The sequence below is a fragment of the Bacillus sp. AFS029637 genome (assembly GCF_002584985.1).
Taxonomy (GTDB): domain Bacteria; phylum Bacillota; class Bacilli; order Bacillales; family Bacillaceae_G; genus Bacillus_A.
Map to the genome: position 1 here is coordinate 1 of NZ_NUPZ01000056.1, position 15,928 is coordinate 15,928.

10 protein-coding genes and 4 pseudogenes are annotated in these 15,928 nt (G+C 34.2%); 10 read left to right on the forward strand and 4 right to left on the reverse strand.

Going from position 1 to position 15,928, the window contains the following annotated elements:
• Positions 1 to 15: 15 nt before the first annotated feature.
• From COE49_RS26320 to COE49_RS26340, 5 genes and pseudogenes are all read left to right on the forward strand, one after another.
• A pseudogene (locus tag COE49_RS26320) lies at positions 16 to 255 on the forward strand (Fis family transcriptional regulator); the annotation flags it as partial.
• Between the two features lie 456 nt (positions 256 to 711).
• Positions 712 to 927 (forward strand): annotated as a pseudogene (locus tag COE49_RS28195) (DUF1801 domain-containing protein); the annotation flags it as partial.
• Positions 928 to 1,213: 286 nt separating this feature from the next.
• Positions 1,214 to 2,794, forward strand: a complete 1,581-nt coding sequence (locus tag COE49_RS26330) for an N-acetylmuramoyl-L-alanine amidase (protein WP_088233221.1) — start codon at positions 1,214 to 1,216, stop codon at positions 2,792 to 2,794.
• 406 nt (positions 2,795 to 3,200) lie between these two features.
• The gene (locus COE49_RS26335; RefSeq protein ID WP_003202991.1) at positions 3,201 to 3,752 is read left to right on the forward strand and encodes a dihydrofolate reductase family protein; all 552 of its coding nucleotides are present in this window, start codon (positions 3,201 to 3,203) and stop codon (positions 3,750 to 3,752) included.
• A 456-nt stretch (positions 3,753 to 4,208) separates the two neighbouring features.
• Complete coding sequence (locus COE49_RS26340; RefSeq protein ID WP_088233220.1) at positions 4,209 to 4,856, forward strand: DUF3967 domain-containing protein; 648 nt, start codon at positions 4,209 to 4,211, stop codon at positions 4,854 to 4,856.
• A gap of 82 nt (positions 4,857 to 4,938) precedes the next feature.
• Here the strand turns inward: COE49_RS26340 and COE49_RS28200 are convergent.
• Positions 4,939 to 5,160 (reverse strand): annotated as a pseudogene (locus tag COE49_RS28200) (hypothetical protein).
• 339 nt (positions 5,161 to 5,499) lie between these two features.
• Between COE49_RS28200 and tnpA the strand changes: the two are divergent.
• From tnpA to COE49_RS26360, 3 genes are read left to right on the forward strand one after another with little or no spacing between them, the layout of a single operon-like run.
• A complete protein-coding gene (gene tnpA, locus COE49_RS26350) occupies positions 5,500 to 5,898 on the forward strand; it encodes an IS200/IS605 family transposase (RefSeq protein WP_002187450.1) in 399 nt (132 codons plus the stop codon).
• 5 nt (positions 5,899 to 5,903) lie between these two features.
• Positions 5,904 to 6,182, forward strand: coding sequence for a hypothetical protein (locus tag COE49_RS26355; protein WP_240522905.1), 279 nt, complete (start codon positions 5,904 to 5,906; stop codon positions 6,180 to 6,182).
• Entirely contained in the window at positions 6,167 to 7,243 is a 1,077-nt protein-coding gene (locus COE49_RS26360; RefSeq protein ID WP_088233219.1) for an RNA-guided endonuclease InsQ/TnpB family protein, read from the forward strand. Before COE49_RS26355 ends, COE49_RS26360 begins: the two co-directional genes overlap by 16 nt.
• A 626-nt stretch (positions 7,244 to 7,869) precedes the next feature.
• Here the strand turns inward: COE49_RS26360 and COE49_RS26365 are convergent.
• Positions 7,870 to 8,766: an Rpn family recombination-promoting nuclease/putative transposase gene (locus COE49_RS26365; protein WP_000071773.1), complete on the reverse strand. Its 897-nt coding sequence runs from the start codon at positions 8,764 to 8,766 to the stop codon at positions 7,870 to 7,872.
• 305 nt (positions 8,767 to 9,071) lie between these two features.
• On the opposite strand from COE49_RS26365, the gene bcaP reads away from it, so the two are divergent.
• Positions 9,072 to 10,481, forward strand: coding sequence for a branched-chain amino acid transporter BcaP (bcaP, locus tag COE49_RS26370; RefSeq protein WP_088233218.1), 1,410 nt, complete (start codon positions 9,072 to 9,074; stop codon positions 10,479 to 10,481).
• 169 nt (positions 10,482 to 10,650) lie between these two features.
• Here the strand turns inward: bcaP and COE49_RS26375 are convergent.
• Both COE49_RS26375 and COE49_RS26380 read right to left on the reverse strand, forming a co-directional pair.
• Positions 10,651 to 10,890 (reverse strand): annotated as a pseudogene (locus COE49_RS26375) (zinc ribbon domain-containing protein); the annotation flags it as partial.
• Positions 10,891 to 10,900: 10 nt separating this feature from the next.
• Positions 10,901 to 11,713: a carbonic anhydrase gene (locus COE49_RS26380; RefSeq protein ID WP_088233217.1), complete on the reverse strand. Its 813-nt coding sequence runs from the start codon at positions 11,711 to 11,713 to the stop codon at positions 10,901 to 10,903.
• Between the two features lie 2,142 nt (positions 11,714 to 13,855).
• On the opposite strand from COE49_RS26380, the gene COE49_RS26395 reads away from it, so the two are divergent.
• Positions 13,856 to 15,928, forward strand: a 2,073-nt coding sequence (locus COE49_RS26395; protein WP_141556646.1) for a Cna B-type domain-containing protein, incomplete at its 3' end; no start/stop codon positions are given.

Sequence of the window (15,928 nt, forward strand, 5' to 3'; positions counted from 1 at the left end):
TTAAGTGGTGAGTAGTTCAACTTGGAAGTAATCAAGCAATGCAACGAAAAAGGAAAAGTGGCAAGCAGAGATTTGCTTTCAAGTAAAAGCAAAGAATCAGAATTTGTTTTATCCCCTCAGCAAATCCGCCGCCTGGATATTTTAGAAAGTGAAGGATTTGTTGTAAAAGGCAGAGGGCGGGCAGGTACAAAGATCACTGATGTCGGAATAGAGTATTTGTATTTTCTTAAATCAAAGTCTGCTGTGTATTGCTAAAGAAATTATTCCTATATTTTGATTGTGGATGGAAATGATATAATTAGCCATTACTAAAAGCGATAATACGAACATTTGAACTTTTTTATAGCCGTATAACAAAAAAGCGCTATTCTTTCTGTAGAATCAAAGGAAAGGATGGCGTTTTTAGGTACTGGGTTATATAAAGATGGTTGATGTTAAGTCATCTTTTATTTTTTATTTAGCTGTAGAGATGAATTAATTTCACGTACCGTATTTCATATTAATAAGAAAAATTCAGTAATACTGGGATTTTAAGTGATTCAATTATCTTTATTCCCCATAATGGACCGAAAGATAAAAAAGGAAGCGGTTAGCATTTTAAAGTTAAGAGACTTGCATGATGAGCTCTATATTACAATTATATATGTTATGAAATCTATATCTAAAAAGGGGTGATTTTAATATGTCAAACTTAAAACAAAAGAAACTAATATTAGTGTAATTGAATTTATTGAAAGTGTTAAAAATCTTAAAAAACGTAAAAACGCATATCAATTATTAGATATATTTACTGAAATAACAGGCTATACAACAAAAATGTGGGGACCAAGCATTATCGGCTTCGGTACATACCATTATAAGTATACATCCGATTATGAGGGAGATGCTCCATTAATAGGCTTTTCCCCAAGAAAAGCTAAAATGAACGGAGTTAACCCAAAACAGTAAAAACGAGTGAGATACACAAAATGTTCGTTCTAGGGCATTATGAAATCTTAACTTGATGACGATGGGGTCCCCTTATGTTTGTGAATTTATTCCTGGTTATATTCGCATATTCATCTTTTTTTAAAGATATTTACTATAGAGGGTAGGTATTATAAACTAGCCTAGGCAGTAACGAATACGTCTTTTAAATTTCTGAAAGTTAAAGTTTAAGAGATTCATATGTAATTTCTTTTTAAGAAGATTTTGGGAGGAGAATTCTTTTTTTATGAAGCATCGAGTAGTAGCAGCAGGTATTTTAGCAGTAAATTTATTAACATATCCAATTAGTGGGTTAGCTCAAACAAATACATTTCCAGATGTACCTGATTGGGCAAAAGAATCAGTTAATTATTTAGTTGATAAACAGGTAATTAGCGGAATGCCAGATGGTACATTTGCACCAGATGGTACATTAACACGTGCTCAAGCGGCAACAATCATGACAAAAGTTTTAGGGTTACAAGTTAATGAAAATGCGAAACCATCTTTTAAAGATGCACAGAATCATTGGGCAACTCCGTATATCGCAGCTGCTGAAAAAGCAGGGTTCATTGCAGGAGAAGGAAACGGTATATTTAATCCGGATGGACAAGTCACTCGTGCCGCTATGGCAGCTATGCTTGTGAATACATATAAATTGGATCAAGACGTTAACGGAACGTTAACTACGAAATTTGCAGACTTAAAAGGCCATTGGGGTGAAAAGTTCGCTGATATTTTAGTAGAATTAAATATCTCTGTCGGTACAGATAATGGTTGGCAACCGGATACCCCTATAAAACGTGTAGAAGCAGCACAGCTTACTGCCAAAACTGATATGTTGAAAAATGGCGGTCAACAGCAAACGAAAACAATGTATATAGATAGAAAGTTCATAACATATCATCAGCCATCACTATCATCAGGTATTACATCAAATCAACATGAACCTCAAACTGTTACCATAAAAGAGGAGCGAGATGGCTGGATTAAAATTGTAACGGATCAAGGAGATAAATGGACGCCATTAATAGAGAAAACAGAGTATATTGATAAAACCTTTACTACATATCAAGAAGCATCACATTCTTCTAAAGTGACGGGAAAATATGCTCCGCAAACCGTAACAGTCATTGAAGAAAATGGAAGCTGGATTCGTATCCGTACAGGTGCTGGTTTCCAATGGATTGATAAAAATCAATTAAATCAAGCAAACTTCTTAGAAGGAAAAGCAATTATTATTGATCCAGGTCATGGCGGTGTGGATCCAGGACACGAAGGCGTAGACATGGATGAAAGTAAAATTGTATTAGACACATCCTTACGCGTACAGAAATTATTTGAACAAAAAACACCATTTACTGTATTGCTAACACATGATACTGACATAAGACCAGGAACAGATGCAAAAGATTCTCTAAAAAAACGAGTAGAATTTGCGCAAGCGAATAACGGGGATATCTTTGTAAGTATTCATGGAAATGGTTTTGACGGAACTGCTCAAGGTACAGAAACATACTATTACAAATCTGCAACGAGCCAAACAAACCCACATGTAGATGAAAGTCGTATGCTAGCAGAAAAAATTCAAAATCGTCTTGTGGATGCACTTGGAACAAGTGACAGAGGCGTAAAAGATGGCGACTTATATGTCGTTCGAGAAAACACAATGCCCGCTGTATTAACAGAACTAGGATTCGTTGACAACAGGATAGAGGGTGAAAAACTATCCTCTCCAGAATGGAGACAACGTTCTGCAGAAGCGATTTACGCTGGTATCTTAGACTATTATGAGTGGAAAGGTAATGACGTTTCTTCTTATCGTTAATAATAGATTTATAGAATAGAAATGAGAAAGAGGTTGCCTGAAAGTGGGCAACCTCTTTTTGTTTAGGGAGTATTAACGGGAAGGCGATATATTTGATTGAAACAGTAGAACATGGGGTAGTGACAGGATTACTGTTATAGACGGGCTACCGCCAGCATTTCGGAAAAAACCCACGCTAAGAGCATGCAAGATTTTATACAGTTTTTTGGCTAATCCAATTGTAAAATGATAATAAAATTGTTGAATCTCCAAATAAGTCGTTACATTTACAATAAAGTTATTTAAAAATGTCAGTGATGGCATTCAATTAATTCAGTTAACTGAGCAGTTTGATTAATACATAAAGGAAATTAAGCTGGTTTCATAGAATTAATTAGGCAATTCATTATCTTGGAGGAATGACTGAATGGCTGAATTGATTTATCATGTTGCGGTTTCACTGGACAATTTTATTGCGGATCAAGGTATGATAGAAGGAAATATTAATAATTCTCTCTTTTTATTTGAGGGGGATCATGTCCCGGACTTTTTAGCAGATATTCAGGAATACGATGCCGTGTTGATGGGGGGGAAAACATATGAGTTTGGATTTCAATTCGGTGCTAAACCTGGTGAACCTGGATATAAGGGCATAAAACATTACATATTTTCAAACTCCATACAGTTTGAGGCAAACGAGGAAGTTGAACTTATTAAAGGAGATGCTATAGGGTTTATTAAGAACCTTAAAAAACAATATAATGGTAAGATTTGGTTGTGCGGAGGCGGAGAGTTGGCTGGGTCGTTGTTTAAACATAAACTTATTGATCAATTAGTATTAAAGGTTAATCCAATTATAGTTGGTGAAGGTATTTCTCTATTTGGTAGCGTAAAACCACGTCTTAAATTAAAGTTAGTGGACATGAAACAGTATTCTAATGGAGTTATCAAACCTACCTACAATATTATTTATACTTAGAATTATCGTGGAGAACTACTGTTTAAAATTAATTTTAAAAAATAAAATTTCATCCAATTGTTCCACTATTGCAGAAGAATGCTTAACTTATTAAAAAACTTTATTGTTGCTGATTTTTTAAAAATTAGAGAAGGATAAATAAAATTAAACAATTATTCTAAACATCGTTCGATTGTTCGGACGGTGTTATGCGTGTTTATAGCGTAGAAATTAAACAACTTTATTATCATTACACACCTTTTTCTTTTTCATAGTATTTCCCCTTTTTTATCTCATATTTGGCATTATACTCATTCCGATAATAGATTTTAAGTGAAAATCTAAAATAAATTATTTGTTTTCAAATTCCTTTATTCCGACAAAACATAGCAAAGACCGTGCGAGCTTCGTCGATGGATTTTAAAAGGGGAAATTCCATCAATATGGAATTTTTCTTATAGGAGGTGGCGTAGCGCTATGTCAGAAACAGAGATTGTATATACCAGCAATGAGGTCTATGGTCGTTTAGGGGTAAGCGGCAGCACACTTAGAAAGTATTCGGATGTCCTTGAACGTGAAGGGTATGAGGTAAGAAAGAATAGCCGAGGGAGAAGGGAATATACAGAGTTTGATGTTGTACTTATTGAACAGTTAGTAGAGTTGAGTAAACAAGATGGTATGACTTTAGAAAAGGCTGCGAAAATGATTGCAAAGCAGTTTGGAATCCATAATAAGAAAGAGGAATCCCAGGGGGCAGATCCAGTTCCTTATCAAATGCAGTATCAATTCCAGCAACAATATAGCGCTATGATAGATGAGATTAATAAGGTGCAGCAAGCTAACCTTTTAGAAATGGAAAAGAGACTAGGTGATCGTATAGAGCAAAAGAACAAATTAATCGAAGAGGATATTAAAGAAAGAAATAAATTAATAAAGGAAGACATGAAAGATCGGAAGGAACGTGAAGAAAGGATAGAAAAGAGGTTAGAGCTAAGGGATGATAATCTTATGAAGATGGTCAGAGAGATTCAAGATGCAAAACGTACTATTGTATCAGCCCAGGAAGAAATAGCGGCAGCTAGGTTGAAAAAGAAGTCTTGGTGGAAGTTTTGGGGTGATTTATAATTTTATACTTTTATAAAATTATAATGGGATTCAGCCGAGATTTTTCCGTAGAAAAAGGAACCCATAAAGGATTTCTTTTACATTATGCGGTTCTATAATCGTTGTTTTTAAGCTTCTTTCTAGTATCCCTAAATGCCAGGATCATTATTATCGTACATATTAATTTAAGCCAGCGAAACCCCTGGTGGAACATTAGTCCTGGGAAGAATTCATAAGCATATAAGAAACCAATGACAAGGAACAGTCAGAGCATAAATTTCAAATCTTTTAAATGAAACTTGTAATTATGAATCTTTTTCCACATATGTATACATTCCTAGTCTGTTGAATTTCTATAATTCTTATTGATGATATCTCGCATGTTTGCGATAAAGAATAGAAGGAATATGATGCCTATGATGCCGCTAACCCAATAATATGTACCTCCAGTTGTGAATTTATCATAGAAGGAGTAGGCGTTCGAGATTACAGATTTTCCGAACGGGAAAGCCCACTACGGTGCGATAGCACCCCGCTTTAGGGGTGGGATGATAGTGCCACTGAAAACCGTCAGGTTCGTGGTACTTTAAGTATACAAAAGTGTTTTCTCATTTTTGTATACTTTCCTGTTGTAGTTTGTTATACAAACTGATACATTTGATATATGAATGAATATAGAAGAACAAATACAACCGTATCCTTAGTTAACTATCATTTTGTGTTTTGTCCTCGATATAGGAGGAAAATATTCCTTCGTACAGATGTAGAAGAGCGCTTTAAAGAGTTGGTACAAGAAATATGCGACGAATTAGAAATTGTCATTGTCGCTTTAGAGTGTGACAAAGACCATACACATATGTTTTTAAACACACTGCCAACATTTAGTCCTGCTGATATTATGGCAAAAATCAAAGGAGTGACTTCAAAAAAATTGAGAGAGGAATTTCCTCACCTTAAACATTTGCCGAGTTTATGGACACGTAGCTATTTTGTATCTACCGCAGGAAATGTATCGAGTGCGACTATTAAACGATATGTGGAACAACAAAAGACAAGGGGCTGAGAAAGGTGCAAATTAAATGTAGTAATTGCGGATTTGAACAATTTATGAAAGACCATAAATTTAACAGAGAATATAAAGATGACTACAATAAAGCCTTGTTTGTTCTGTGTGAGAGAAATACTTGTGATACTTCCCAAATTAAAATTCCGAATGGTTATATCAGAGAAATGATGTGGCTTGGTTCGTGGTCAATTGTGAGAGATATAACTTTAGACGAATACAAAAGTCTTAAAAGAGCCAGATTTCTTAAGGATTTAGGTGAAGAAAAATGTACCAAACTGTAACAGTAAAAATCAAGCTACTTCCTACAAAAGAACAGGCTTCCATCTTAAATGCTATGGGAAAAGAATATATCTCTACAATCAACGCACTTGTATCTGAAATGGTTGCCGAAAAGAAAACAACTAAAAAGACTACAAAAGATGTTCCTGTAAACCTTCCAAGTGCAGTGAAAAATCAAACTATCAAAGACGCTAAGAGTGTGTTTCAAAAAGTAAAGAAGGCAAAATATAAAATAATACCAGTATTAAAGAAACCCATTTGTGTGTGGAACAATCAAAACTATTCGTTTGATTCCACCTATATCCGTCTACCTTTAATGATAGATGGCAAAACAAAGAAAGTGTCTGTTCGTGCCTTATTGATTGATAAACACAACCGTAATTTTGATTTGTTAAAACACAAATTAGGCACGCTTCGCATCACGAAAAAATCAAACAAATGGATTGCCCAAATTTCTGTCACCATTCCTACCGCTGAAAAAATAGGAACAAAAATTATGGGTGTAGACTTAGGATTGAAAGTTCCTGCTGTGGCAGTGACGGATGATGAAAAAACTCGATTCTTTGGTAATGGCAGACAAAACAAATATGTCAGACGTATGTTTAAATCGAAACGTAAGAAATTGGGTGGATCGAAGAAATTGAATGCGATTCGTAATTTTGATGATAAAGAACAGCGATATATGAAAGACCAAGACCATAAAATAAGTCGTGCAATTATAAATTTTGCTAAAGAAAATAAGATTTCTGTCATTCGCTTAGAACAATTGGCGAACATTAGACAGACGACAAGAACAAGTCGTAAAAACGAAAAGAATTTGCATACTTGGTCATTTTATCGTCTATCTCAATTCATTGAATACAAAGCGAATTTAGAAGGTATTAAAGTTGAGTTTGTAAATCCTGCATACACAAGTCAAACATGTCCAAACTGTTCTAAAAAGAACAAGGCACAAGACAGAAAATACAAGTGTAAGTGCGGATTTGAAAAACATCGTGATTTAGTCGGTGCTATGAATATTCGATATGCACCTGTGATTGATGGTAATAGTCAATCAGCCTAAGATGCTATATGCACTGTCTTAGGAGGGGTAATGAGATGCCCTCATCTTGAAGGCTGTTCAAAACAGAAATGGACTGCGAACGTTTAGTCATTCAAGAATCCCACCCGTCACACCGTTAGGAGTAGGGCTTGCGGCTTTAGCCGTGGGAGTCTCAAAAGAATTACTGAGCATATAGTAGAAATTACTAATGAACCGAAACTTCTCATGTTGGTCACCTCAATTCTAAAAGTTATGACTTTAAATATAATTATACGCACATATGCACACACACATATATATATATGTAAAGATTCACAAAGGAATTACGGTATAGTGTCGAAAAAATAAGAATTATGAGATTTTTTGTTGAATTATGTCGTTTTTAATGCTATACTCATAACAACAAAGAAAGAGAAAACAAAAACCCTTATCTAGTAAGAAATCAGAATTTTTAGTTTTCTACGATCATTTTACTTCTTGTGCCGTAGAAGTTTGTGAATTTTTTTCCACTCTTTCTTTGTTTTACCCTATAAAAGAAAACAACCTGTTTTTATACAGGTTGTTTTCTTTTGTAAAAATTTAATTTGTTGTTTTTATAACGGTTGGGATTACTCTTTTAAAATTAAGAGGTTCTTTTTTGATGTTGATTATTTTTGTTCTAAAATACGTTCAACCTCATCTATTCCTAATTTACTGGCTTTAGCAATCGTTTCAAGTGGTACACCAAGTTCATGCATACCTTTAATCATCTGTATTTTTCCTTGCTGAACCCCTTCTTGAATTCCTTCTTTTTTCCCCTCATTACGAGCATGAGCAAACTTTGCAGCCTCATCCATTAAGGCCTTTTCTCTTGCTTCATATGCTTGACGGAAAGAAGAATCTTGACTCATACGTTCCCACTTATTCATTGCTTTTTGTAAAATCGGATCTTGGTTCATGGCAATGTCCTCCAATGTTTGTGTGAGATACTCATCTTCATTCGCTGGTAATAATAATAACCAACGAACAAACGAATCTTCCCACGGATTAACTTTCTCTTCGCGCCATTGCTGTAGTAACTTTGGAATCTCTACAATATGAACTTCGATATCGTCACTTAATAACTTTTGTTGCTGCTGATTCCAAAGGATTCCTGTTGTATGAAACGCTTCATATTCTGGAAACATCACAAAGTTTAACAAGTTTATGGTAATTGTTTTATGAAGTGAACTATAAGGCATTCCTTTTTGCAATTGAGAGGTGTATAACCTTCCCCAATAATATAAGCTTCGTTTGATCATATCGTGATTGTTATTCAATTGTATTTCTACATTTACCTTTGTTCCTGTATTTAATGTAGCCGAAATATCTAAAATTGATAATTTATCTTCTTCATATTCTCGATGCAAATGTGGATCTTCTAATTGTAGGGCAACAATAGGTGATTCTAAAGAATCTTTTAATATGGCATTTAAAAAGGCAACTAAAATATCTTCATTCCCATTTGTGCCAAATAACTGCTTAAATGCAAAATCGATACGTAAATTTACTAATGAATTGGACATGGTTTTCCTCTTCCTGTTTCAGACTATATCTTTACCTTTATTGTACATAAAACTAAAGTCAATATGCAAACAATCCCCCTATGACTTATATAGAGATATAGGTCTTTCTCTTAAAGGAATACATTTGGAACAGAGAGATTAAGTGAAAAGGAATAAAGGTACACTTAAAAGATTCAATTTTCCGAAAATAAATATTTACAAAAATATTTATTTGAATTAAAATACGAATTACAAAGATTCGACATTATACGACAAAATGAAATTATTTTTCGGAATATTAAAACAACTAGAGGTGAGGTATCTATATGAATCTATTTCGAAAAAAATCTATTTCAGCATTATTAGCACAGTCAGAACAAAAAGGAGCATCTTTAAAAAAAGAACTCGGTGCATTTGATCTTACTATGCTCGGGGTCGGCGCTATCATCGGAACTGGGATTTTCGTTCTTACCGGTGTTGCCGCAGCAGAACACGCAGGACCCGCACTTGTTTTGTCGTTTATTTTATCCGGTTTAGCCTGTGTATTTGCAGCCTTATGTTATTCTGAATTTGCATCAACTGTACCGGTATCCGGTAGTGCGTACACTTATAGCTATGCAACATTTGGAGAATTAATCGCTTGGATTTTAGGTTGGGATTTAATTTTAGAATATGGATTAGCTTCCTCAGCTGTTGCATCTGGTTGGTCAGGGTATTTACAAGGTCTATTAAGTGGATTTGGGATTACATTACCTACGGCTTTAACAAGCGCATATAATCCTGAAGCGGGAACATATGTAGACTTACCAGCAATCTGTATCATTTTTCTAATGACGTTGTTATTAACAAGAGGAGCAAAAAAATCAGCGCGTTTTAACGCTATCATGGTAGCTATCAAACTTTTTGTTGTCTTACTATTTATCGGTGTTGGTGCTTTCTATGTAAAGCCTGAAAACTGGACACCCTTTATGCCGTTCGGCTTCTCTGGCGTAACAACTGGGGCTGCAACTGTATTCTTTGCTTACATCGGATTTGATGCTGTATCAACAGCTGCTGAAGAAGTCAAAAATCCACAGCGTAACATGCCAATCGGCATTATTGCTTCTTTAACAATTTGTACGATTCTATATATCGTTGTTTCATTAGTTTTAACTGGGATTGTACCTTACGATCAGTTAGGTGTGAAAAACCCTGTTGCATTTGCACTACAATACATTCAACAAGATTGGGTTGCTGGTTTTATTTCTTTAGGAGCGATTACTGGAATTACAACTGTATTACTTGTTATGTTATATGGACAAACACGATTATTTTACGCAATTAGCCGCGATGGCTTACTACCAAAAGCATTTTCTCGCGTAAATAAAAAAACAAAAACACCTGTTATCAATAGTTGGATTACTGCCACTATGGTTTCTTTCTTTGCTGGTTTTGTTCCTTTAAGTAAACTAGCAGAATTAACAAATATCGGTACATTATTCGCATTCATCGTTGTATCAATTGGAGTAATTATTTTACGTAAAAAACAACCAGAACTACCGCGTGCTTTTAAAGTACCTTTGGTACCATGGATTCCTGCTTTAGCTGTTCTATTCTGTGGATACTTAGCATTACAACTCCCAGCAACAACATGGATCGGCTTTGCAATATGGCTTGTAATTGGACTTGTTGTTTACTTCAGTTACGGTTACAAAAATAGTACACTACAAAAGGAACAAAAAGAAGACGTAGCATAATGAAAAAGCTGTTGTCCCATTAGGACAGCAGCTTTTTTCCGTTCTGGTACAAAAAATAATATTATTGTGTATACCGAAATTATTCTTGAACTACTCACAACTTAACATCCTTACGGACTGTTTGAAGTGAGAGATTCCTAAGTACAGAAACCTAACAGTTTCTAATTCATTAGGCTATCTCCGTAGTTCCTATGGTTAAAAAGCGAATTGCTTTGTTTCTAAGATTGAGCACTGTATTTCAATCTCTATCGTGATGTGTGCCACAAGAAGGACACTCCCACTCACGGATGGTTAGATTTTTTACGCCTTTGTTTTTATATTCACAATTGGAACATAGTTGACTAGAAGCGAACGTTTTAGATGCCAAAACCACTTGTTTGCTATACCATTTTGTTTTATATTCCAACAATTCCTTATGTCTACGATACTTCTCTTCCATTAATCGGCTGAACTGGTCGGTTATTCGTTGGGAATAATTTATGAAACGTTTCAATTTGTTTTTTGGACATTTCTATTGTCTGTTTCATCACAATCCATTGAACATTTTCTGTACAAGGAGGTGTTGTCAAAGAACCCATGTAACGGAATGACGAATGATCTGAAGGAAGAAGCTGTTTTACATCAATGGTATGCTGCACATCACCTTGTGAATTTTTGTTGTTCGGGAGATTTTCCCACATTTCTGCAAAACCTTCGTTTTTTTGTCCTTCTTTTATCATAATACCTACTACCGCTAACTGACCTTGATCATTTTGATGGACCAGATGTAGTTCCATATCTGCATGTTTTCCTTCAAATTGATGTTCACTTGGTGTATGGAAATGGAATTGTTTTAATGTGTAACGACTTTCTCCAAGCGTGAGATAATCATCAGAACTATTTGCTTTCCCCTCAATACTATGTCCATTATTTTTAATAGAAAATGATATTGGTTGATAATTAATTTGCAAATGCTTAGCGTCCTCACCTGTTGATTTTATTTGTTCCGTTTTGATATCTATCGGAGATTGTTCTTGCCCATTTAAACACATTTTGTATTCTGGTTTCAATTCTCCCCAGTGCTCTGGACCAGTAGGCCCTTCATATGACCATTGCGTATTTTTCTCTGTAGATTTTTCTTGTGTAGTTGTATCCTTGTTTGGCTGTTCTTGTTTTGCTGTGTTACACCCCATCAACACGGCACTCATTGTCAATATAAGGGGAGCTTTATAAAGAAACTTTGAACTTTTCATACTGTTTCCTCCTAAGATGATAAAATATTGTATTTAAAAAATATTGCGTGTAACTAAAGGTTCTGTTACAAATTCACCATAAATATCAAGAATCTAGAGAAGCATCGTTCCATTATTATGCAATTTAAACTTTTAAATAGAAGAATGGGGTATCGGAAGCTATACAGTTAATTTGTGAGCAAAGGAGTAACTGTGCTCATTTCTCAAGTTAAAAAAACTTTATACAAAGCCAGATTGAAGTCAAAAGTTATTAAATGCTATAAGAAATGGAAGCAAGAACATAATACATTTCCTGATTTGCTATTATTCCATGTGTCCTCATTTAGCATTACTTCATTTATTTCGAAACAAGGGCTTGCTTTTCTACTAAATGTTTTGTCCTGTCTATACTCCCCCTCATGTCTAATTGAGATTGACTTTCAATTTATATTCATTATAATTATATATAAATTATTAAAAAAAAATCAATATAGATTTATATTTTTTGATGTGATACTATATATTTCTGGTTTCGTTGTAAAGTTTTCGAAACGAAGTTATGCTTTTGAAAAGATAAGCGGAAGCGTTATAAGTTAATGTTTTAAAGTAAAACATTTCAAACAAGACATTATTTGGGTGTTTTTGCTCAAATCTGCGAAATGGAGGAATTAGTTTAATTGGGGTCACTTTCCATTACCATCAAGCTAAGAAAATATCCCCAAAATAAAAAATGAATTCTCAAGATGAAAATGTACAATTCTATTTTGAGAGCATCATAAAATTCTTAAGTTGATGGATATATATAGTAACCCATGATAATTAACGACCAGTATTGTTTTGTGAAAAAAATGTCGAAATTATGCGAAATTTGAATTTTTTTGTCTTGTTATACTTTATATTTAGTGCTAAACTCATAATACAAAGAAAGAGTAGCTGAAAAAGATCCTCTTTTAAACTAAAAATATAGAAAATTCAGTCTATTATACGTCTGATTGATATTTACGCTTACTACTCTTTCTTTGTTTTATTTTATATATTATGTCGGGTATAGATAGCGAGGTGACTGAGATGTGATTAGTTGGTAAAAGTAGAGTGTAAGTATTCTGTTATTCTTATGACACCTTAATTACTTAAGTGCACATTTATTACAAATATTTGTAAAGGGGGAATTGAGGCACATTGTGCTGATCTAGCAATGTGAAATTTGGTTTTATGTAAATAAAGAAATAAGCAACTACAATTAATTATGAATCTAGTCGTCATGCGGAGAGTTTAATTGAAGGTTTGGTATAGCGAGATTTAACCATGAAGTTTATAAGTCATGTAGATTGAGATTAAAATTCTAAATTCATAAGCTAACACAAATTAGTGAACGTTACTGTTCATTCTTTTAAAAAGCATAGGACTACTAAATTATAAACTTAAGAAATGATATATAAGAGGTACATGAATATGAATAAACAAAATTGTTTGTGATTTTTACTAAATGAATCAAAATTTTGGTAGAGGTTTAGCGCAGGCAATTAAGGATAGTATTTCAGTGTATATAGAAGGGATTATAAAATAAGGAATTTATCCCAAATGAGGTATTAATTTATGTTTGGTTTTTTTAATTACAAAATCAGTTACAAAAGTTACAGAAACTATTTTTGGTATCCAAATAGTTTTATATTATGGATGAGAGCATGGGTTAATGCCTATAGGAGGGGGCAAAAGGTTCTGGTAAATAAAATTGTGAATCAATATAAAGGTGCTATCAAATTGGTACATACTGATGCTACGAATCTGAAAATAATGAAAAGTAGTATGAATAAACTGATAGCATTAAAATGAAAACGTTATTAATCAGAAATTTATGCTATCCATAAGATGGTAGATGTGATACAAGTTTTCGAGATTTGATAGGGATGATAAAAAACGGAACTTCACCAGTTACAATAATATCAATAACTATTAAATTTGTAAATAGTAAACTTAGTAAAATAAATGTTAGATTAAAGAATTGAAGCCTATTGGAGAGAAGAAAAATCGTTTATAGAAATCTATTTTCAAGTTTTTTAGTTTATAACAGTTGAAAGAAACCGAATACCATCAGCCTATTAAATCATTGTCATTGTATATCCATATTAGAAGCCATCTAATTATAATTTATAGGAGAATGACATGATAAAAAGAGTGACTTCGATTTTTTCGATTATAATGATTTTTATATTTACTATAGGTCAGAATTTCACATCTATAATAGTAAATGCACAAGAATTAAATAAAACAGGACTAGTTGATAGTTTTATATTCGATAAAACGGAACTAGGTGTCGGTGAGCAGACGAGAATACGCGTTAATTTTAGTGAAAAACCTGGATTGGAAATAAAAACGGGAGATACATTAACATTAGCGTTGCCCCCGGAATTAAAAGGATTCAAAGGAACGATTCCATTGAATAATGAGCAAGGGCAAAATTTTGGTACTTGTCAAATCAATACAACTAATGTGGTATGTACATTTAGTGATGTAGCTGAGAAACTTCTAAATGTTAGGGGGCATTTTTATTTTCAAATTGAAGCGACTCAGGATGTAGCAGCGGGAGAAAAGAAAACAATCAATACAGATTTAGGTACAAATTTAGAGTCTCAAAAAGTAACGATTACTGGTCCAACTAATAATGGGGGAAGTAGCCCTGGATCAATGCACTCTAAAGGGGGCAATATTAAACCGGAAGATACCGATACATTAAATTGGTGGTTAAATATAAATGGTGCAAAACAAAATGTAGATACAGATATTGTTTTGACAGATACTTTGGGACCGGGACAAACACTTAATCAAGATAGTTTCCGTATTGGAGGATTTGCCGCTCCAATGACACCTGAAGCATTCCAAGCCCAAGGTTATGGAACGGTTACTTTTATGGGTGATAACGCGTTTAAAGTTGTGATGAATAAGGATAAGGCAAGTGGTATTACTTTTGCTTTCTCTTATACATCTACTATAACTGCAAGTGGAAAGAGTCAACCATATTTTGATAATCAATATACGGTTGATTACAAGATTACGAATGAAAATCCTGTATCAACGTCGGGTAGTGCTAGAGTTAACAATATCGATCAGGGCGGTGGTGCGCAAGGCGATTTACCTCCTAAAGGAACGCTAAGAATTGTGAAGCACATTGCCGGAGATGAAACAAAATTTATACCGAATGTTTCATTTAACTTATATACAGAGTCAGGTCAGCAAATTGGTGGTACGTATACAACGGATGGACAAGGTATGGTGGAGGTTCCAGATTTAGACCCAGGTAATTACTATGTACAGGAGATTGCAGGTCCAAACTATTTGGATTTTGATCCTCAAGTAAAAGTGCCTTTTACAATTGATGCGAGTGCTGAAAAAGGCGTAAAGCTTACTATTCCGAATAAAGTGAAAACGACATCTGTTTCAGGAACGAAAACTTGGAATGACAACAATGCAACAGATCGCCCAGGCTCTATCCAAGTAGAGTTACTGCAAAATGGAAATTCAATCAAAACACAAGATGTATCAGCAGCGAATAACTGGAACTATACGTTTGCAGATCTACCAGCATATGATAATGATGGTAATACTTATACGTATACAGTAAAAGAAAAACCGATAGCGGGATACAAATCGGAAGTAAATGGCTACAACATTACGAATACAAAAGATGCAAAAACATCTGTTTCAGGAACGAAAACTTGGAATGACAACAATGCAACAGATCGTCCAAGCTCAATCCAAGTAGACTTATTGCAAAATGGAAACGTAATTCAAACACAAGACGTAACAGCAGCAAACAGTTGGAAATATACATTTGCAGACTTAGCACAATATGATGCGAACGGTGTTGCTTACACGTATACGGTAAAAGAAAAACCTGTAGCGGGATATAAATCCGAAGTAAAAGGTTATGACATCACCAATACAAAAGTAGCGAAAATGACAGTAGAAGGAACGAAGGCGTGGAAAGACGGAAATGCAACAGACCGTCCGGCAACAATCAAAATAGACTTACTACAAAATGGAAATGTAGTAGACACAAAAGAAGTAACAGCGGAAAATGGTTGGAAATATACATTTACAAATTTAGAATCATATGATGCGAGCGGTGTTGCTTATACGTATACAGTAAAAGAGCAACCGGTGGATGGATATAAATCCGAAGATCACGGTTATGACATTACGAATACAAAAGCAGCGCAAACAACAGAAGAAGGAACA

What these genes read in the sequence shown, in the direction of transcription:
- COE49_RS26340 (WP_088233220.1), top strand. Translation starts at nt 4,209, where the DNA reads ATGTCAGAAACAGAGATTGTATATACCAGCAATGAGGTCTATGGTCGT.
- COE49_RS26335 (WP_003202991.1), top strand. Translation starts at nt 3,201, where the DNA reads ATGGCTGAATTGATTTATCATGTTGCGGTTTCACTGGACAATTTTATT.
- COE49_RS26330 (WP_088233221.1), top strand. Translation starts at nt 1,214, where the DNA reads ATGAAGCATCGAGTAGTAGCAGCAGGTATTTTAGCAGTAAATTTATTA.
- COE49_RS26360 (WP_088233219.1), top strand. Translation starts at nt 6,167, where the DNA reads ATGTACCAAACTGTAACAGTAAAAATCAAGCTACTTCCTACAAAAGAA.
- bcaP (WP_088233218.1), top strand. Translation starts at nt 9,072, where the DNA reads ATGAATCTATTTCGAAAAAAATCTATTTCAGCATTATTAGCACAGTCA.
- COE49_RS26380 (WP_088233217.1), bottom strand. Translation starts at nt 11,713, where the DNA reads ATGAAAAGTTCAAAGTTTCTTTATAAAGCTCCCCTTATATTGACAATG.
- tnpA (WP_002187450.1), top strand. Translation starts at nt 5,500, where the DNA reads ATGAATGAATATAGAAGAACAAATACAACCGTATCCTTAGTTAACTAT.
- COE49_RS26365 (WP_000071773.1), bottom strand. Translation starts at nt 8,766, where the DNA reads ATGTCCAATTCATTAGTAAATTTACGTATCGATTTTGCATTTAAGCAG.